The organism is Streptomyces sp. NPDC050738, assembly GCF_040654175.1.
Taxonomy (GTDB): Bacteria; Actinomycetota; Actinomycetes; order Streptomycetales; family Streptomycetaceae; genus Streptomyces.
This window is the reverse complement of sequence record NZ_JBFAHN010000020.1, coordinates 20,418-38,845: the sequence shown is the minus strand read 5'-3', so window position 1 is coordinate 38,845 and position 18,428 is coordinate 20,418. Positions and strand designations below refer to the sequence as shown.

General features: G+C 69.9%; 19 protein-coding genes. 6 read left to right on the top strand and 13 right to left on the bottom strand.

The annotated features are described in order from the left end of the window. Positions 1-184: 184 nt before the first annotated feature. Entirely contained in the window at positions 185-1,933 is a 1,749-nt protein-coding gene (gene leuA, locus AB0H78_RS34350; RefSeq protein ID WP_363238701.1) for a 2-isopropylmalate synthase, read from the bottom strand. Between the two features lie 295 nt (positions 1,934-2,228). On the opposite strand from leuA, the gene AB0H78_RS34345 reads away from it, so the two are divergent. Genes AB0H78_RS34345 through AB0H78_RS34335 form a run of 3 tightly spaced genes read left to right on the top strand, consistent with a single transcriptional unit; the run spans position 2,229 to position 4,409 of the window. After that, positions 2,229-3,290: a M4 family metallopeptidase gene (locus AB0H78_RS34345; RefSeq protein ID WP_363238700.1), complete on the top strand. Its 1,062-nt coding sequence runs from the start codon at positions 2,229-2,231 to the stop codon at positions 3,288-3,290. A gap of 20 nt (positions 3,291-3,310) precedes the next feature. Next, complete coding sequence (locus AB0H78_RS34340; protein WP_363238699.1) at positions 3,311-3,580, top strand: protealysin inhibitor emfourin; 270 nt, start codon at positions 3,311-3,313, stop codon at positions 3,578-3,580. 28 nt (positions 3,581-3,608) lie between these two features. Continuing rightward, positions 3,609-4,409 carry a GNAT family N-acetyltransferase gene (locus tag AB0H78_RS34335; RefSeq protein WP_363238698.1) on the top strand — a complete coding sequence of 267 codons (801 nt, stop codon included), beginning with the start codon at positions 3,609-3,611 and terminating at the stop codon, positions 4,407-4,409. Between the two features lie 276 nt (positions 4,410-4,685). Here AB0H78_RS34335 and era read toward each other — a convergent pair whose 3' ends face one another. Next, positions 4,686-5,636 carry a GTPase Era gene (gene era, locus AB0H78_RS34330; protein ID WP_363238697.1) on the bottom strand — a complete coding sequence of 317 codons (951 nt, stop codon included), beginning with the start codon at positions 5,634-5,636 and terminating at the stop codon, positions 4,686-4,688. Positions 5,637-5,802: 166 nt separating this feature from the next. Here era and AB0H78_RS34325 point away from each other — a divergent pair, with 166 nt between their 5' ends. Together AB0H78_RS34325 and AB0H78_RS34320 are read left to right on the top strand one after the other, a co-directional pair. Next, the gene (locus tag AB0H78_RS34325) at positions 5,803-7,080 is read left to right on the top strand and encodes an ammonium transporter (protein ID WP_363238696.1); all 1,278 of its coding nucleotides are present in this window, start codon (positions 5,803-5,805) and stop codon (positions 7,078-7,080) included. Next, positions 7,077-7,415 (top strand): P-II family nitrogen regulator, encoded by a 339-nt coding sequence (locus tag AB0H78_RS34320; RefSeq protein WP_363238695.1) that lies wholly within the window; start codon positions 7,077-7,079, stop codon positions 7,413-7,415. Before AB0H78_RS34325 ends, AB0H78_RS34320 begins: the two co-directional genes overlap by 4 nt. Here AB0H78_RS34320 and AB0H78_RS34315 read toward each other — a convergent pair. The 6 genes from AB0H78_RS34315 to AB0H78_RS34290 all read right to left on the bottom strand — a co-directional run bounded on the left by AB0H78_RS34315 (position 7,381) and on the right by AB0H78_RS34290 (position 12,347). After that, positions 7,381-8,331: a DUF916 domain-containing protein gene (locus AB0H78_RS34315; RefSeq protein ID WP_363238694.1), complete on the bottom strand. Its 951-nt coding sequence runs from the start codon at positions 8,329-8,331 to the stop codon at positions 7,381-7,383. The two genes, AB0H78_RS34320 and AB0H78_RS34315, sit on opposite strands and share 35 nt — an antisense overlap. Positions 8,332-8,389: 58 nt before the next feature. Further along, on the bottom strand, positions 8,390-9,718 hold the full coding sequence (locus AB0H78_RS34310) for a beta-xylosidase (RefSeq protein WP_363238693.1): 1,329 nt from the start codon (positions 9,716-9,718) through the stop codon (positions 8,390-8,392). Between the two features lie 174 nt (positions 9,719-9,892). Further along, positions 9,893-10,339, bottom strand: a complete 447-nt coding sequence (locus AB0H78_RS34305) for a hypothetical protein (protein WP_363238692.1) — start codon at positions 10,337-10,339, stop codon at positions 9,893-9,895. Next, complete coding sequence (locus AB0H78_RS34300) at positions 10,339-10,692, bottom strand: cytidine deaminase (protein ID WP_363238691.1); 354 nt, start codon at positions 10,690-10,692, stop codon at positions 10,339-10,341. Before AB0H78_RS34300 ends, AB0H78_RS34305 begins: the two co-directional genes overlap by 1 nt. 38 nt (positions 10,693-10,730) lie before the next feature. After that, entirely contained in the window at positions 10,731-11,465 is a 735-nt protein-coding gene (locus AB0H78_RS34295; RefSeq protein ID WP_363238690.1) for a hypothetical protein, read from the bottom strand. A 60-nt stretch (positions 11,466-11,525) separates the two neighbouring features. Then, positions 11,526-12,347, bottom strand: coding sequence for a helix-turn-helix transcriptional regulator (locus AB0H78_RS34290; RefSeq protein ID WP_363238799.1), 822 nt, complete (start codon positions 12,345-12,347; stop codon positions 11,526-11,528). Positions 12,348-12,510: 163 nt separating this feature from the next. Here AB0H78_RS34290 and AB0H78_RS34285 point away from each other — a divergent pair, with 163 nt between their 5' ends. Next, positions 12,511-13,938: an MFS transporter gene (locus AB0H78_RS34285; RefSeq protein WP_363238689.1), complete on the top strand. Its 1,428-nt coding sequence runs from the start codon at positions 12,511-12,513 to the stop codon at positions 13,936-13,938. Position 13,939: 1 nt separating this feature from the next. Here AB0H78_RS34285 and AB0H78_RS34280 read toward each other — a convergent pair whose 3' ends face one another. The 5 genes from AB0H78_RS34280 to AB0H78_RS34260 form a co-directional block, all read right to left on the bottom strand. Then, on the bottom strand, positions 13,940-14,293 hold the full coding sequence (locus AB0H78_RS34280; protein ID WP_363238688.1) for an MmcQ/YjbR family DNA-binding protein: 354 nt from the start codon (positions 14,291-14,293) through the stop codon (positions 13,940-13,942). Further along, complete coding sequence (locus AB0H78_RS34275; protein ID WP_363238687.1) at positions 14,290-15,588, bottom strand: hemolysin family protein; 1,299 nt, start codon at positions 15,586-15,588, stop codon at positions 14,290-14,292. The genes AB0H78_RS34280 and AB0H78_RS34275 overlap by 4 nt, the downstream gene beginning before the upstream one ends. After that, positions 15,585-16,082 carry an rRNA maturation RNase YbeY gene (gene ybeY, locus AB0H78_RS34270; protein ID WP_363238686.1) on the bottom strand — a complete coding sequence of 166 codons (498 nt, stop codon included), beginning with the start codon at positions 16,080-16,082 and terminating at the stop codon, positions 15,585-15,587. The genes AB0H78_RS34275 and ybeY overlap by 4 nt, the downstream gene beginning before the upstream one ends. A 12-nt stretch (positions 16,083-16,094) precedes the next feature. After that, on the bottom strand, positions 16,095-17,114 hold the full coding sequence (locus AB0H78_RS34265; protein WP_363238685.1) for a PhoH family protein: 1,020 nt from the start codon (positions 17,112-17,114) through the stop codon (positions 16,095-16,097). 151 nt (positions 17,115-17,265) lie between these two features. Next, positions 17,266-18,369 carry a PfkB family carbohydrate kinase gene (locus tag AB0H78_RS34260; RefSeq protein WP_363238683.1) on the bottom strand — a complete coding sequence of 368 codons (1,104 nt, stop codon included), beginning with the start codon at positions 18,367-18,369 and terminating at the stop codon, positions 17,266-17,268. Positions 18,370-18,428: the final 59 nt, after the last annotated feature.

The window sequence follows — 18,428 nt, the reverse complement described above, 5'->3', positions numbered from 1 at the left end:
GACGTGATGTTAGCCACATCAGTGATGTGGCGTCAGCACCTCGGCAGGAGATGGCTCGGACCCGCCCCCGTGAAACAGGGGACGGGTCCGGAGAATTGCGAGGTCAGAAGGTGTTCCTACGGCTTCCACGCCACCCGCGCATCGAATATGCGACCGGCCTGGCAGGAAGACCGAAAAGGCTCCTTCAGCGCGCGGCCCGGTTGACCGCCGAGATGACCGCCTTCAGCGAGGCGCGCGTGGTGTTCGCGTCGATGCCGATGCCCCACATGACCTTGCCGTCGATCGCGCACTCGATGTACGAGGCGGCCAGCGACTCCGCGCCCTCGCTCATCGTGTGCTCCTGGTAGTCCAGCAGCCGCGCGTCCACGCCCGTCGCGGACAGTGCCGCGAAGAAGGCGGAGATCGGGCCGTTGCCGGTGCCGGTCAGCACGGTGTCGACGCCGTCGACGACCGCCTCGACCGTCAGGGTGTCGCGCCCGTCGGTGTCGGTCGTGGTCTGGCCGGAGCGCAGCTGGATGCGGCCCCAGGCATTGTCCGGGTTGGGCAGGTACTCGTCGCGGAAGACCGACCAGATCTCCTTCGGCGTGACCTCGCCGCCCTCGGCGTCCGTCTTCGTCTGGATGATCTTCGAGAACTCGATCTGCATCCGGCGCGGCAGGTCCAGCTTGTGGTCGTTCTTCAGGACGTACGCGATCCCGCCCTTGCCGGACTGGGAGTTGACCCGGATCACGGCCTCGTAGGAGCGGCCGACGTCCTTGGGGTCGATCGGCAGGTACGGCACCGCCCACTCGATGTCGTCGACCGTGACGCCCTTGGCCGCCGCGTCCGCCTCCATGGCGTCGAAGCCCTTCTTGATGGCGTCCTGGTGGGAGCCGGAGAAGGACGTGTAGACCAGATCACCCGCGTAGGGGTGGCGCGGGTGGATCTCCATCTGGTTGCAGTACTCGGCGGTGCGCCGGATGTCGTCGATCTGCGAGAAGTCGATCTGCGGGTCGACGCCCTGCGAGAAGAGGTTCATGCCCAGCGTCACCAGGTCGACGTTGCCGGTGCGCTCGCCCTGCCCGAACAGACAGCCCTCGATACGGTCGGCGCCCGCCATCAGCGCCAGTTCGGCGGCGGCGACGGCGGTGCCGCGGTCGTTGTGCGGGTGGACGGACAGGCAGATGTACGGGCGGCGCGTCAGATTGCGCGACATCCACTCGAAGCGGTCCGCGTGGGTCGAGGGCGTCGAACGCTCCACCGTGGCAGGCAGGTTGAGGATGATCTCGCGGCCCTCGCCCGGCTGCCATACGTCGCATACGGCCTCGCAGACCTCCAGCGCGAAGTCGATCTCGGTGTCGGTGAAGATCTCCGGCGAGTACTGGTAGCCGAAGGTCGTCTCCGGGCCCAGGATCTTCTCCGCGTACTCCATGACCAGGCGCGTGCCGTCGACGGCGATCTGCTTGATGTCTTCCTTCGAGCCGCGGAAGACGACCCGGCGGAAGGTCGGCGCGGTCGCGTTGTACAGGTGCAGGGTCGCGCGGTGGGCGCCGCGCAGGGACTCCACGGTGCGCTCGATCAGGTCCTCGCGGGCCTGGGTCAGGACGGAGATCGTCACGTCCTCGGGGATCGCGCCCGGCTCCTCGATGATGGAGCGTACGAAGTTGAAGTCGGTCTCGCCGGAGGCGGGGAAGCCGACCTCGATCTCCTTGTAGCCCATCTTCACCAGCAGGTCGAACATCTCGCGCTTGCGGGCGGGGCTCATCGGGTCGATCAGCGCCTGATTGCCGTCACGCAGATCGGTGGACAGCCAGCGGGGGGCGGCGGTGATGCGCTTGTTCGGCCACGTGCGATCGGCGATGTCGATCTGCTCGTACGGCTGGTACTTGTGCACCGGCATCCCGGACGGCTTCTGCGTCTGGGTGGCATTGGTGATCGGCGTCTGGTTCGACATCTGCGTAGGGCTCCTCGTGTCCGTCTTTGGGGACGGCCGACGGTTTCGCTGCAACGCCAAGACCCGCGGGGAGGGGGTCGGCCTACGACTACAGACCCTCGCCGCGGCAGCTAAGAAGAAGCAGCCCGAAACGCATGATGTCGGAAGACTAGCCCAGCACCCCCGCGAGCGCCGTACCCGTATCAGTATGCGGGACTCCCGATACGTAACGCCCAAACGGTGATCGTTCACTCCTTTTCATCAATCATGGTGGCAACTAGTGACAGTGGCATGACCCAGTGCCATGTTGCGGAGCATGGAAGCAACACATCCCGTCTTCTGCACCATCGTGCCGCCCCATGCCCTCGACAAGCTCGCGCAGGCCGAGGACCCCAGCATCGCGAAGGCCGCCCGCCGCACCCTGGTCGCGGACGCCGCCCAGCGCACCAGCCGCCGGCTGACCACGGTGCTCGGCGCACCGACCGTCGCCCCGCCCAAGGGCGCCGCCGCCGACGCCGTGCACCGCACCATCTACGACGCCCGCCACACGCAGGACCTGCCCGGACGCAAGGTCCGCGGCGAGGGCGACAAGCCGGGCAAGGACGCGACGGTCAACCGTGCGTACAACGGCCTCGGCGCCACCTTCGATCTCTATCTGAAGGCGTACGCGCGCAACTCCATCGACGGCGACGGCATGCCGCTGGACGCGACGGTCCACTTCGACCGCCAGTACAACAACGCCTTCTGGGACGGCGAGCGGATGGTATTCGGCGACGGTGACGGGGAGATCTTCCTCGACTTCACCCTCCCGATCGACGTCATCGGCCACGAGCTGACCCACGGCGTCACCCAGCACACCGCGAACCTGACCTACTTCGGCCAGCCGGGCGCGCTGAACGAGTCGATGTCGGACGTCTTCGGCTCCCTCATCAAGCAGTACTCGCTCGACCAGGACGCCCACCAGGCCGACTGGCTGATCGGCGCCGGCCTGCTCGCGCCGAGGATCCACGGGGTCGCCCTGCGCTCCATGAAGGAGCCGGGTTCGGCGTACGACGACGCGGTCCTCGGCAAGGACCCGCAGCCCGCGACGATGGAGCACTACGTCACCACCGGCCGCGACAACGGCGGCGTCCACATCAACTCGGGCATCCCCAACCACGCCTTCTACCTCCTCGCCGAAGCGCTGGGCGGCAAGGCCTGGGAGAAGGCCGGGCAGATCTGGTTCGACGTCCTGACCGGCGGCGCACTGGGCAAGCAGGCCATGTTCGCGGACTTCGCCCGCCTCACGGTCGCGGCCGCGCGCACCCGCTTCGGCGAGGGCGACGAGCAGCAGTCGGTGCTCAAGGCCTGGTCGCAGGTGGGTGTCCCGACGAGCTAGCAGCGAGTAGAACAGGGCCCATGCGTATTCAGGTACGGAGGACGGGCGGCTTCGCCGGCATCGAGCGCCACGCGGAGATCGACACGGCGGGCCGCCCCGACGCGAGCGAATGGCACGCCCTGGCCGACCAGGCACTGGCCGGGGGCAGGCCAGCGCCGCCGGCCGGGGTCCCGGACGGTTTCCACTACGAGATCACGGTCGACGGCGCCCGCACGGTGCACTGCGCGGACCCGCATCTCACGTCGGCGCAGCGCGAGTTGGTCGCACGCGTCCTAAAAGAGGGTGCCTGAGCTGGGAATATCGGCTTGACTGCGCTCCATGACGACCCTGAACGCCCTGGAGCAGTACTACGACGGTGTGCCGCGACTCGGCGCCCGCACAGAGGACTTCGGCCCGCTGACCCTCTTCGTACGCGAAGGGGCCGGCTGGCCCTTCTACGCGCGCCCGACGCCCGGCTGGACCGGACCCGCGGCCACGACCGCGGACGTGGACCGGGTGCGGGCGCGCCAGCGGGAGCTGGGTGTCCCCGAGGCGTTCGAATGGGTGGCGGAGACAACTCCGGCTCTGCGCAAGGCGGTTGAGGAGTCCGGCCTAGAGGTCCACGCCCACCCCCTGATGGTCCAGGACCCGACGGCGCCCGCCCCCGCCCCGCACCCCGCGGTACGTGTGCTCACCGCCGACGACCCCCTCCTCTCCGCCGCCCTGGCCGTCCCGCACGTGGCGTTCGCGACGCCGGGCACGGCGGTGGGCGCCGCGGGCCCAGCGGAACTGGCCGCTCAGATCGAGGCAAGCCTGGGCGACGGCCGCGCGGAAAGCGTCGCAGCCCGCATCCGGGCGGGCCATACGGCACTGGCGGCGGCGGTGACGGAGGGCACGGCGCTCTGCTCGGGGCTGCACAACCCGTTGAACGGCGTCACGGAGGTCGCGGCGGTGGGCACGTTGCCGTCGGCCCGCCGCCAGGGCCTTGGCCTGGCGGTGACGGCGGCGCTGGTCGCCGACGCGCGGGCACGGGGTGTGGAGACGGTGTTCCTGTCCGCGGACAACGAGGACGTGGCGCGGCTGTACAGCCGACTGGGCTTTGCCCGGGTCGCGACGGCACTGATCGCAGAGGCGGGATAGCGGGCCCGGGGGTTCCCCCACCCCGCCCCTTCCCGAAACCGGGGCTCGCTGCCCCGGCCCCCGCTTCCGGAGGCTCCGCCCCCGGACCCCCGCTCCTCAATCGCCGGAGGGCTTGAATGTGCCCGGGGGAAATCAAGCCCGTCCGGCGATTGAGGACGAGCGGCCGGAGGCCGCGACAGGGGGCCCCGGGGGCGCAGCCCCGTGCGTTCCGGCCCTGGCATGGGGTCCGGGGCGGAGCCCCGGTTCGGGAAGGGGCGGGTTGGGGAAAGTCTCCCGTCAGAAGCCCAGCTTGCGGAGCTGCTTCGGGTCCCGCTGCCAGTCCTTCGCGACCTTCACATGAAGGTCCAGGAACACCGGGGTCCCCAGCAGCGCCTCGATCTGCTTCCGCGACTTCATCCCGACATCCTTCAGCCGGGCCCCCTTGGGCCCGATGATGATGCCCTTCTGGCTCGGCCGCTCGATGTAGACGTTCGCGTGGATGTCCAGCAGCGGCTTGTCCGCCGGACGGCCTTCGCGCGGGATCATCTCCTCGACGACCACCGCGATGGAGTGCGGAAGCTCGTCCCGCACACCCTCGAGCGCCGCCTCACGGATCAGCTCGGCCACCATGACCTGCTCGGGCTCGTCCGTGAGGTCGCCCTCCGGGTACAGCGGCGGGCTGATCGGAAGCAGCGGGGCGATGAGATCGGCCAGCAGGTCGACCTGGTCGCCCGCCACCGCCGAGACGGGAATGATCTCCGCCCACTCGAAGCCGAGCTCGATGGCGAGCTGGTCGAGCGCGATGAGCTGCTCGGCCAGGGCCTTGCCCTCGACCAGGTCCGTCTTCGTGACGATCGCGATCTTCGGGGTCTTCTTGATCCCGGCGAGTTCCTTGGCGATGAACTTGTCGCCGGGGCCGAGCTTCTGGTCGGCGGGCACGCAGAAGCCGATGACGTCGACCTCGGCCCAGGTCGTACGGACCACGTCGTTCAGCCGCTCACCGAGCAGCGTGCGCGGCTTGTGGAGCCCGGGAGTGTCCACCAGGATCAGCTGCGCGTCCGTGCGGTGCACGATGCCGCGCACCGTGTGACGCGTGGTCTGCGGCCGGTTCGAGGTGATCGCCACCTTCTGCCCGACCAGAGCGTTGGTGAGGGTGGACTTGCCCGCGTTGGGGCGACCGACGAAGCAGGCGAAGCCGGCCCTGTGGGTCACTTCGGCGGCTTCGGACGCGGGGGTGTGAACGCTCATACGCCCTATTCTCCCCGATCCCGCGGGCAGTGCCGACCAGCCCGCACGGCGTGAGGTTCCGGTAACCCCTCCGCAACACGAAATCCGTACGAAACATGCGTGCAGCGGATGCGAAACGCAAAGGAGCGAGCCTCTACCGGACCCCGACCCGGAGAGGTGCCCCTCCGTGACCCGTATCGACACCGGCGACACCGCCTGGCTGCTCGCCGCGACAGCCCTCGTCCTCCTCATGACCCCCGGACTCGCGCTCTTCTACGGCGGCATGGTCCGCACCAAGAGCGTCCTGAACATGCTCATGATGAGCTTCGTGTCGATCGCGCTGGTCACCGTCGTGTGGCTGCTCGCCGGCTACTCCCTGGCGTTCGGGGACGACGCGGGAGGCGGCCTCATCGGCGGCCTCGACCACTTCGGCATGGCGGGGATCGGCGTCGGCAGCGTGCACGGCACCGTCCCCACGCTCCTCTTCGCGACCTTCCAGCTGACCTTCGCGATCATCACCGCCGCACTGATCAGCGGAGCGGTCGCCGACCGCGCGAAATTCGCCGCGTGGCTGGTCTTCGTGCCGGTCTGGGCGCTGCTCGTATACGTTCCCGTCGCGCACTGGGTGTGGGGTCCCGGCGGCTGGATCCTGGCGAATCTCAAGGCTCTGGACTTCGCGGGCGGGCTGCCGGTGGAGATCACCTCGGGCGCGTCGGGTCTCGCGCTCTGCCTCGTGCTCGGGCCGCGGCTCGGCTTCAAGAAGGACGCGATGCGGCCGCACAACATCCCGATGGTGGTGATGGGGGCCGGACTGCTCTGGTTCGGCTGGTTCGGTTTCAACGCCGGCTCCGCGCTCGGCGCCAACGGGCTGGCCGCCGCCGCGTTCCTCAACACCCTGGCCGCGGGCTGCACCGGCCTGCTCGGCTGGCTCTTCGTGGAGCAGAAGCGCGACGGCCACCCCACCACGCTGGGCGCCGCCTCGGGCGCGGTGGCGGGACTGGTCGCGATCACCCCGGCGTGCGGGGTCGTGGGGCTCGTCGGGGCGCTGGTCGTGGGGCTCGCCGCGGGTGTGCTCTGTTCGTACGCCGTGGGGTGGAAGTTCAAGCTGAACTACGACGACTCCCTCGACGTGGTGGGGGTGCACCTCGTCGGCGGGATCGTCGGGACGCTCCTCATCGGGCTGTTCGCGACGTCCTCGATGACGGGTGGCCCCGAGGGGCTGCTGTACGGCGGCGGGCTCGGGCAGATCGGCCGGCAGACCCTCGCCGTGGCCGTCGTCGGGGCGTACGCCTTCCTCGTCACGTACGGGATCGGCAAGGCCATCGACAGGCTGATGGGCTTCCGGGCGGAGGAGGAGCACGAACAGCGGGGCCTGGACCTGACCGTGCACGCCGAGAGCGCCTACGATCACGGGGTTCTGGGGCACGGGGCCCCGCTCTCCGCCACACCGAAGGTGCACCCATGAAGCTGGTCACGGCCGTCGTGAAGCCGCACAAGCTGGACGAGGTGAAGACCGCGCTCCAGGAGCTCGGCGTGCACGGCCTCACCGTCACCGAGGCGAGCGGCTACGGCCGCCAGCGCGGGCACACCGAGGTCTACCGGGGCGCGGAGTACCGCGTCGATCTCGTCCCCAAGGTCCGCATCGAGGTGGTCGTCGGGGACGAGGACTCCGAAGCGGTGATCGACGCCGTCGTGCGCGCCGCGCACACCGGCAAGATCGGCGACGGCAAGGTCTGGGCCGTCCCCGTCGAGACGGTCGTACGCGTCAGGACGGGCGAGCGCGGCCCCGACGCACTCTGAACACACCCACCGCGCCCGCCACGCAGAAGGCCAGGAGCAGGGCGGCGAGCCACGGCAGCGAGAAGAACGACGCGCTCGCGGACTCCTTCACGTCCAGGGCACGGGCGGTCAACGTGATGTCGCCCCACTCCAGTTGAGGCGCGTCCGACCAGGGTTCGGTGAGTTTCACCTGCTGACCGGGGAGGAGTTCGGAGGGGACCTTCTCGAGGTCGCGTGCCAGCAGCGTGCGGCCGAAGACACCCTCCGCCTTCAGATGCACCTTCGGGTCGAGGGTGACGTTGCCGGTGTTGCGCAGGGTGTACGTGATGAGGGTGCTGCTCTTCCCCGTACCGGGAATCAGCGGCTGGCTGTGGTCGAGGCTGACGTGCTCGACGGCGAGCCCGCTCACGGTCGGCCCGGTCACCCGCAGATAGACCCGGGCCCCGACCGCCCACTGGACGCCGACCGCGACATCGCCCTTGGCCTTGGCGACGCGCTCGTCGAGGGCGACGAGGGCGCCGGGGTGGTCACCGGGCATCGCCCCCTCGGGAACGGTCAGGGTGAAGGGCACGGTGAGAGCGGAGCGCGGCGGGACGGTGACCCGGCTCTGGCCGGGGCGGACCCAGGCTCCGACGCCGGTCTGCTTCTCCTTGAGGCTGCGTACGGCGAAGCCGCCGTCGCGCTCGGTGTTGTAGGCGTCGGCCCCGTACAGGCGGAAACTCAGCGGCTGCGCCGTCTTATTGGTGACGGTGACCTTGTCGGTGATGGTCGTGCCGGGGTCGGCGGAGAGATAGAAGTACGGGCGGCCGCCGAGCTGGGAGGCTGCCGGGAAGACCGACCAGCTGCCGTTGTCGGCGGCCTGGGCGGGCGTTGCGTTGACGACCGCGGCGAGCAGTGCGGAAAGTGCTGCGAGGAGGAGTGCGGAGAACTTGCGCACGGTGCGGATACCCCCAGGTAAGGGTGGGCCGACGGGTGCGCCCCGGCCCACCGGGCGGTCAGCTGAGGGTGAGGGTGAGGGTGCCGGAGTACGCACCGGGCGCGGTGAACGCCGGAACGTTCAGCGAGACCTTGGCGCCGGCGGTGAACTCACCGCCGGTGAGGGCCCCGTTGGGCGTCGAGGCGAGGGTCGCCCCGGCGCTCCCGACCGTCCCCGCCGAACCGGCGGCGCAGGTGCTGGGGCTGCCCGTCTTGGTGGCGCAGACCGGAGTCCAGGAGAGCTGGTCGGCTCCGATCGAAGCACCGGAAGGACCGGTGAAGCCGGTGACCTTGCCGGTCAACGACCAGCCTGCGGGTCCGCCGCGGAAGTCCTTGACGGTGACCGTCTGCAGGTCGCCGGTGGATGCGCCGCCCTGGCCGAAGTCGACGGCCGACATCGCGACGGTGTCACCGGCCTGGGACATCGACAACGTCCCTGCCTTCACCGAGGAGTTGAGCTTCTGGGTGAGGTCGCCGGGGTTCACCACGGGAGTGACGGAGTACGCGGCCGGGCCCGCACCCTTCGTGGGGTCCCAGGTGGCGCCCTCGTACACGACGATGCCTGTGGTGGCCGGGTCGCTGACCTTGAGCGCCGCGCCGATCGTGCCGGAGGCGGGCACGGTGAAGGTCATCGTGTCGGCCGTGACACCGGTGCCGTTCCAGCCCGCTGCGGTCGCCTGGGCGCCGGGCGTCCACTTCGTACCCGAGATGACCACCCGGTCACCGGGGTTCCCCGAGGCGGTGGCCAGCGCGATGGTGCGCTCGTTGACCGGGCCGCCGCCGTCCGTCGCCGTGACCGTCTCGGAGACGGGCGCGGGTCCGTTGGTGACGGTGCAGGGGGTGTCCAGCTCCATGATGTAGCTGGTGTGGATGTTGTAGTCGCCGGGCGAGAGCGTGATCGCGCCGGGCGCGGTCACCTTGAACGTCCCGGTCATGGAGAACGGCGGGAAGGCACCCTTCGCGGGTACCGGGTCGTTCTTCTTGGGTCCCGCGACCGTGATGCTGCCGCTCTGGGCGCCGGCGAGGGCGACCTTGCCGGTGGGCGTCATGATGTCGGCGGGGAGCGCGAGGTCGACCGGGTTGCTCGCGGCCGGCTTGGTGATGGTGTACGTCACGGTGACCGTGTCGCCCACCTTGGGGGCCGCGTTGTCGACGGTGATCTGCGCGGTCGTGGTGCCGTCGATCGGCGGGATCCCGGCGATGGCGGGCGGGATGCAGTGCGTCGCGAAGTCGACTGCGGTGGAAGCGGCGGTGGCGTTCGCCGCCCCGCCCAGAACCCCCCCGCCGACGGCGAGGGCGGCCACGCCCAGCGCGGCGGCCCAGCGGCGTCTTCGTGTTCCTCTTGCCATGATGTGGCCCCTCCTGAGGGAACGCGGCGCAGCGGCTCTTCTGCGCCGACAGGGGGCCATTGACGAGGGGTGGCCGAAAGAAGTCAATGGAACCGAAATGCACTGACTGATGGCACGTCAGATGCTGTCAAGATCCCGCAAACCGCAGGTGGGGGCCGGAATGCCGGCCACCGCTCAGCTGCTCGCGGGAGAGCAGGCCGGCCGGCGCTTCCTGCGCCGTGCGAGCCCTTCCGCCACCAGGGCGGCAACGAGCACGGCCGCCACCAGGACCCCGACGGAGAAGTCCAGCCAGTCCACGGACTCGCCCCGCACCAGATGGAGTGCGGCGGGGATCCCCAGCCAGAGCCCGCCCACGGCGAACAGCCCGACCGAAAGACCGTTCGCGATGCCGGCCGCGCGCTTGCGCCCGTAGCTCTTCAGCAGCAGTGCGGTCGCCCAGGCGGCCACCGCGAACGGCCAGAAGGTCTGCGCCTCCAGGCCGTTGCCGAGCGCCCAGTCGACCAGGCCGCCCACCCCTGCGACGCCACTCCCCACCAGCGTGACCCAGGCCAGGATCCGCTCGTTGCGCCGCTGGCGTGCCCGCTTCCCCGACGGGCCGAGCACCTTGCCCCCGCTGCCCATCAGCCCGCCTGGACCGAGGCGCGCAGCTCGCCGTCGAGCCCCGCGAGGAGCACCGGGGTGTCCGGGCCGCCCAGGTCGCGTACGGCCGCACGGTCCGCATCGGAGGCGGCCGCCGCCTCGCTGACGACCGCGGCGGCCTCCAGGGACTGCGCCCCCGAAGCCACCGCCATCGCGACCGCGGTCTGCAGCGCGGAGAGCTTCAGGGACTCCAGCGACACGGTCCCGGCGACATACGTACGTCCGGTCTCGTCGCGTACGGCAGCACCTTCGGGCACACCGTTGCGCGCCCGCGCACTGCGCGCCAGCGTGATGATCTTGCGGTCTTCGGGGCCGAGGTCGGCGAGGTCGCTCATGGGGTCAAGCATAGGAAGCGTCCCGCCGGACCGCGGGGTCAGGCCTGCGGGGAGGCGGCCTCAAGGCTCGCGGCAGCCTTCGTCAGGGCCTTGTTGAACGCCTTCTGGCCGCGCTCGCCGCCGTCGCCCCAGTTATTGAAGAGGCTGGTGATTCCGGCGCCCGACCTCACGGAGGCGACCTCCGCGTCGATGACCCAGTCGCCGCTCTTGATCGAGAGGTGGAATCCGAGGGTCTCGTCACCGAGTGCGGGAACGGCGAACTTCCCGATCGTGACCTTTGTGGGCTTGCCCTCGTAGCTCGCCGAGAAGGTGCCGCACGCCTTGACAGCGGCGGCGAGGGACTTCATCCCGGCCTGCGCCGCGGCGGCGGTCCCGTAACCGCTCACATCCTGGGTGATGAAGCTCTTGCCTGCGCGGTCGGCGAAGACCCGCTGGTCGTTCACCTTGTAGTCGCTGACGACCCGGCCGGTGTTGAACTGCGTCACCAGGGGCGTGCACTGCGCGTTCTTCGGCTTCGTGAGCGCGTACTGGCTCGCGTCGGCGGGATCGATGACGGTGTCCTTCTCCAGCTTCCAGCCGGAGGTCAGATCCGCGGCCGTCACCAGGACGCCCTTCGCCTGGTCCGCCGTCATCGGCTCGGGCCCGGCCGGTGCGGAGGGTGCGGACGCATCCGCCTTCGCCTTGCCGTCCTCTCCGCCGCCGCACGCCGCGACCAGCACAAGGGCGGAAGCGGCCAGGGCGGCAGCGGCTGTTCGACGAGTACGGGTTTGCACGTGTGACTCCCAGGAGTGGTATAGACCTCCTGGAATCATAAGCTCCTTATAAGGGCGGTTCTACCCGGCGACCGGATACATCGACCCCCGCCGGCCCTCCGGCGAGTCCAGCCACTGCAGCTTGGCCTCGGTGCCGGTGTCGGGCAGCGGGGTGTGCAGCACGATGGAGAGGTCGGGGCGGGCCGGAATCCTGAGGTTGGTGGACTCCACGTAGAGCGTGCCGACGACCGGGTGCTCGATCTCCTTCTGCACCTGACCGCTGGGGGCGATGTCGCGGCGGGCCCACAACTCGGCGAATTCCGGGCTGAGTTCCGCCGCCTCCTCGATCACCGCGCGGAACCCCTCGTCCTCGGGGTGCTCGGAGCAGGCGGCCCGGTACTGGGCGACCACATGGTGCGCGATCGCGTCCCAGCCCTTGCTGCGCGAGCGGTAGATGGGGTCGGTGAAGAAGGCGATCAGGCAGTTCTGCACGATCTCGGGGCGCATCGCGAGGACCATCGCGGCCGCGTCGTTGTACTGCACGGTGTTCCAGTAGCGGTCCATGATGTGCGCCGGGAACGGCATCCAGGCGTTGATCAGCCGGCCGAGGCCCTCGCACATGTCCGTGCTGGCCGGGTCGACCTCGGCGGGCGGCGGGTTGAGTCCTGCCAGTACGTACAGATGCCGCCGCTCGGCGCTGCTCAGCTTCAGCACGCGCCCCACCGAGTCCAGGACCTGCGGCGAGACGGTGATGTCGCGGCCCTGCTCCAGCCACTGGTACCAGGAGACCCCGACCCCGGCGAGGACGGCGACCTCTTCGCGCCGCAGTCCTGGCGTACGGCGCCTGGCCCCGCCGTCGGGCAGGCCCGCCTCGGACGGACTGACCCTGGCGCGGCGGCTCATCAGGAACTCGCGCAGTTCGCTGAGCCGGTGCGTTTTGGGGTCCTGTGCGGTGTTCCGTACCGGGCTGGCCACGTCGACTCCCCCTGTGATGCTGACTGGTGGTCCGAACACCAGCATAAGTTGCCGCTCCCCACCCTTGCCGGGGAAGGCCGAGGGTGAGGTCATGGCGATCGACACCGCATCCTCAACCACCGCACCGGGCACCGTCCCGGCCCCCGCCCCGACAGCCCCGGAGCAGCTCTCCCGCCGGGCCAAGCTCGTCCTTCTCGTCCTGTGCGCCGCCCAGTTCATGGTCGCGCTCGACTTCTCCGTACTGAATGTGGCGCTGCCCGTCCTGGGCAAGGACCTCGGCATGAGCCAGTCGGGACTGCAGTGGGCGGTCACCGCCTTCGCCCTGCCGTCGGGCGGATTCCTGCTGCTCTTCGGGCGCATCGCCGACCTCTTCGGCCGCCGCAAGCTGTTCCTGACCGGCCTCGCGGTCTTCGGCGCCGCGTCCGTGCTCGCCACCCTCGCCTGGAACCCCGAGGTCTTCCTCGCCGGGCGGGCCCTGCAGGGCCTGGGCGCGGCGGTGATCGTACCGACCGGGATGTCCCTGCTGACCACCACGTTCCCCGAAGGCCCGCAGCGCAACCGGGCGTTGGGCATCAGCGGCACCCTGATGTCGCTGGGCTTCACCGTCGGCATGGTGCTCGGCGGCGTACTGACCGACACGCTGGGCTGGCGCTCGACGATGGGCCTGCTCGGCATCGTCTCGGCGGCCGTGCTCGTCCTGGCCCCCCGGCTGCTGACCGAATCGCGCAACCCGGTCCGCCCGCGCCTCGACGTTCCCGGCGCGGTCACCGTCACCGGCGGGCTGCTCGCCCTGATCTACGCCCTGTCGACCGCCGCCCAGAAGGGCTTCGGCCACGCCGACGTCATCGGCACCCTGGTCGCCGGAATCGCCCTGCTCGCCGCCTTCGTGGCCGTCGAGACCAAGGCCGAGGCCCCGCTGGTCTCCCTGCCGATGCTGAAGCGCCGCACCGTGGCCTGGGGCAATGTGGGCGGCCTGATCACCTTCTCGATGATGTCGACGGTGATCTTCGTCCTCACCCTCTACCTGCAGGAAGTCCTGAACCTCTCGTCCTTCGAGACCGGTCTCGTCTTCGGGGTGCAGGGTGTGATGTCGGCCGTCGCCGGCGCCCTCGCGTCGAAGGTCATCGGCCGCTTCGGCGCCCGCCGTGTCCTGGTCGTGTCGCTGCTCGGCCAGGGCCTGTTCATCGCGGGACTGCTGACCATCGGCACGCAGAGCGGCGCACTGCTCGCGACGCTGTTCGTGTCGGTGTCGAGCATGTTCCACCTCGGCGCGATCATCTCGTACGGACTGACCGTCACCTCAGGAGTCCCCGACGAGGAGCAGGGTCTGGCGACCGGCCTGGTCACCACCACCCAGCAGGTCGGCCTCACCATCGGCATCCCGCTGCTCGGGGTGCTGGCCACGACACAGGGCGACCTGTTCACCGGGGTGCGGACGGTCCTGGTGCTCGACGCGGCGATCCTGGTCGTGGCGGCGGGCCTGGTGGCCGTGGGCCTCGGCCGCCGGAAGACCCAGTGATTCAGGGCCGGTCGAGCCGCAGGCGCTCCGCCTTCGGCAGACCGGCCACCACCAGGTCGTACGAATCCTCGATGAGCTCCCGGACCATATGGTCCGGGAGCTCTCCCACGGTCACGGTGTTCCAGTGGCGCTTGTTCATGTGCCAGCCGGGGACGATCGCCGGGTGCTCCTCGCGGAGGCGGACCGCGATCTCCGGCTCGCACTTGAGGTTGACGGTGAGCGGTTCGCCGTCGAGGTGGGAGAGCGCGAAGAGCTTGCCCAGGACCTTGAAGACGGAGGTCTCCGGGCCGAAGGGGAACTCCTCGGCGCTCGCGTTGAATTCCAGGCAGAACGCCCTGAGTTCCTGCGGTGTCATTCCGCTTCCCCCTCCCCCGCGGCCGGCTCGACCGGCTCCGCCAGTACGGTCACGATCTTGTTCCTGCGTCCGGCCGGGGACTCCGCGGTGAGCCGCAGCCGCCGTCCGTCCGGGAGGTCGACGATCGCCGTGGCACCTGCGATCGGGACCCGGCCGAGCGCCTTCGCGAGCAGGCCGCCGACCGTCTCCACGTCCTCGTCGTCGTACTCGTCGATGCCGTACAGCTCGCCGAGGTCGTCGATGTCCAGACGGGCGGTGACCCGGAAGCGGTCGTCGCCGAGCTCCTCGACGTGCGCCTCCTCCTGGTCGTACTCGTCGGTGATCTCGCCGACGATCTCTTCGAGGATGTCCTCGATGGTGACGATGCCGGCCGTGCCGCCGTACTCGTCGATGACGACGGCGACGTGGTTGCGCTCCAGCTGCATCTCGCGCAGCAGGTCGTCCGCGTTCTTGGTGTCGGGCACGAAGGTCGCGGGCCGCATCGCGGTGGAGACGAGGTCGGCCTCGGCCTCGCGGTTGATGTGCGTCTTGCGGGCCAGGTCCTTGAGATAGACGATCCCGACGATGTCGTCCTCGTTCTCCCCGGTCACCGGGATCCGGGAGAAACCGGAGCGGAGTGCGAGGGTGAGCGCCTGGCGGACCGTCTTGTGGCGCTCGATGCAGACCAGGTCGGTGCGCGGGACCATCACCTCGCGCACCAGGGTGTCGCCGAGCTCGAAGACGGAGTGCACCATACGGCGCTCGTCGTCCTCGATCAGCGACTCCGCCTCGGCCAGGTCGACCATGGCGCGCAGCTCGGCCTCGGAGGCGAACGGCCCCTTGCGGAAGCCCTTGCCGGGGGTCAGTGCATTGCCGATGAGGATCAGCAGCTGCGGGATCGGCCCCATGATCCTGGCCAGCGGAAGCAGGACGTACGCCGCCGCGGTCGCGGTGTTGAGCGGGTGCTGGCGTCCGATGGTGCGCGGTGAGACGCCCACGGCGACGTAACTCACGAGCACCATCACACCGATGGCGATGGCCAGGGCCTGCCAGGTGACGGTGAATTCGCGAAGGCAGACGTACGTGACGAGCGCGCCGGCCGCCATCTCGCAGGCGACGCGCACCAGCAGCGCCACGTTCAGATAGCGGGTCGGGTCCTCCGCGATCTCGGCGAGCTTCGCGCTGCCGCGCCGCCCGGACCGCACGGCCTCGGCGGCCCGGAAGCTGGAGGTACGGGCGATACCCGTCTCCGCACAGGCCGCCAGCCAGGCGACGACGACCAGTGCGACGGCGCCGACGATCAGCTGTGCGGTCATGAGACGGTCGGCGCGGGGGAAGGCCCGGTCATGCCCTTCTCCGACCGCCAGCCGTCCACGATCCCCGCCTGGAGGCCGAACATCTCGACCTTCTCGTCGGGCTCCTCGTGGTCGTAACCGAGCAGATGCAGCAGTCCGTGCACGGTGAGCAGCTGGAGCTCCTCGTCCATGGTGTGCTCCGTCTCGGCGTCCTTGCCCTGCTGCTCGGCGACTTCGGGGCAGAGCACGATGTCACCGAGGAGCCCCTGCGGGGGCTCCTCGTCGTCCTTGGCCGGCGGACGCAGTTCGTCCATCGGGAAGGACATGACATCGGTCGGGCCCGGAAGGTCCATCCACTGGATGTGCAGCTGCTCCATGGCGTCGGCGTCCACGACGATCACCGAGAGCTCGGAGAGCGGGTGGATGCGCATCCGCGCGAGGGCGTAGCGGGCGATGTCGAGAATCGCCTGCTCGTCGACCTCGGTTCCGGACTCGTTGTTGACGTCGATCGACATGGTGCGTGTTCGCTACTTCCCGGTGTTGGCGGCGCCGTCGGCGGCGCTGTCGTGCTTCTCGTACGCGTCGACGATACGGCCGACGAGCTTGTGCCGTACGACATCGTTGCTCGTGAGCCGCGAGAAGTGCACGTCCTCGATGCCGTCGAGGATCCGCTGCACCTCGCGCAGCCCGCTCTTCGTGCCGCCGGGCAGGTCGACCTGGGTGACGTCGCCGGTGACGACCATCTTGGAGTCGAAGCCGAGCCGGGTCAGGAACATCTTCATCTGCTCGGCGCTGGTGTTCTGCGCCTCGTCGAGGATGATGAACGACTTGTTGAGCGACCGGCCGCGCATGAAGGCCAGCGGTGCGACCTCGATCGTGCCGGACTCCATCAGACGCGGGATCGTGTCCGGGTCGATCATGTCGTGCAGCGCGTCGTAGAGCGGCCGCAGATACGGGTCGATCTTCTCCGTGAGCGTGCCCGGCAGGAAGCCGAGGCGCTCGCCCGCCTCGACGGCGGGGCGGGTCAGGATGATCCGGTCGACCTGCTTGGCCTGCAGCGCCTGGACCGCCTTGGCCATGGCGAGGTACGTCTTGCCGGTGCCGGCCGGGCCGATACCGAACACGATCGTGTTCTGGTCGATCGCGTCGACGTACCGCTTCTGGTTGAGGGTCTTGGGGCGGATCGTACGGCCGCGCGAGGTGAGGATGGGATGGGTCAGCACCTCTGCCGGGGTCTCCACCGAGCCCCCGCCGTTGCCGTTCGCCTTGAGCATGGCGATCGAGCGTTCCACTGCGTCCTCCGTCATCGGCGCGCCGGTGCGGAGCACCAGCATCATCTCGTCGAACAGTCGCTGGATGACGGCGATGTCGGCCGGTTCCCCCGTGGCGCTGATCCGATTGCCCCGGACATGGATGTCGGCCGCCGGGAAGGCCTTCTCGATCACGCGCAGCAGCGAGTCGCCGGATCCCAGGAGCAGCACCATCGGGTGCGCGGCCGGGATGCTGATCTGGGCGCTTGCCTGCGGCTGTGTGGGTGTCTGAGTCATGGGCCGGCCACTCGGGCCTGCACATACCTCCCATTACAGGGTTCTCGCTGCTCGACAACCTCTGGACTGCCAAGCCTACGACTCGTCACTGACAACACCGAGGGGTTTTCCGTACCGCTTCGGCACCGCTTGGGCACTGTTCGCGCACCGTTCAGGGGGCGCGGAAGCCAATAGTGGGCACCGCCCTGCGCAGCGGCCACGGTCTCGTCGCCGCGGGCAGCAGCTCCGACAGGAAGGCATAGCGCCGCAGGGCGGCCGGGTCCTGGTCGTCGTAGGACGACACATGGCTCCACCAGGCGGCCACCTCGACCCAGCCGGGCGCGGAGAGGGAGCCGCCGAATTCCTGGACGGAGAGCGCCGCGGTGAGCCCGGCGAAGGCGAGGCGGTCGGCGAGCGGCCAGCCCGCGAGGGTCCCGGTGACGAAGCCCGCCACAAAGACGTCACCGGCGCCGGTGGGGTCCAGCGCTTCGACGGCGATGGCGGGGACCTCGGCGGTCTCCCCGGTCGCCCCGTCCACGGCGTACGCACCGTCCGCGCCCAGCGTCACCACGGCGAGCGGCACCTTCTCGGCCAGGGCACGGGCGGCGGCGCGCGGGCAGTCGGTGCGGGTGTAGCGCATGGCCTCCTCGGCGTTGGGGAGGAAGGCCTCGCAGTGGCCGAGATCCTCCAGCGCGGCCAGGTCCCAGCGGCCCGTCTCGTCCCAGCCGACGTCGGCGAAGACCTTGGTCCCGCGCCCCGCGGCGTGCGCCACCCAGTCCTGGTCCGCGCCGGGCCCGAGCGACGCGACGGCGGCCCGGGCGAGCGGCGGGCAGGTGGGCACGGAGCCCTCGGGCGGCGGGGCCTCGTGGCCGTGCGACACCATGGTGCGCTCGCCCTCGTACGCCATGGAGACGGTGACCGGGGAGTGCCAGCCGGGGACGGTGCGCGAGCGGCTGAGGTCGATGTGCTCGCCCTGCTCCAGGGCGTCCCAGCAGTACTCGCCGTAGTGGTCGTCGCCGAAGGCTGCGGCCAGCGACGTGCGCAGCCCGAGCCGGGCCAGCGCGGTGGCCATGTTGGCCACCCCGCCGGGGCTGGATCCCATGCCGCGCGCCCAGGACTCGGTGCCGCGGACGGGGGCGGAGTCGAGTCCGGTGAAGATGACGTCGAGGAACACGGTGCCGGTGAGATAGACGTCGCAGGCCGGGTCCTCGGGGGCGCGGAGCCCGTCGAGGGGATCGATGGTGTTCTGGCTCTTGCGGTCGTCGTCGGTCTTCACCGTGGGCTCCCCGTACTCAGCTGCAGGTCCCGCCAGTGTGCCAAACACCTCTGACACAT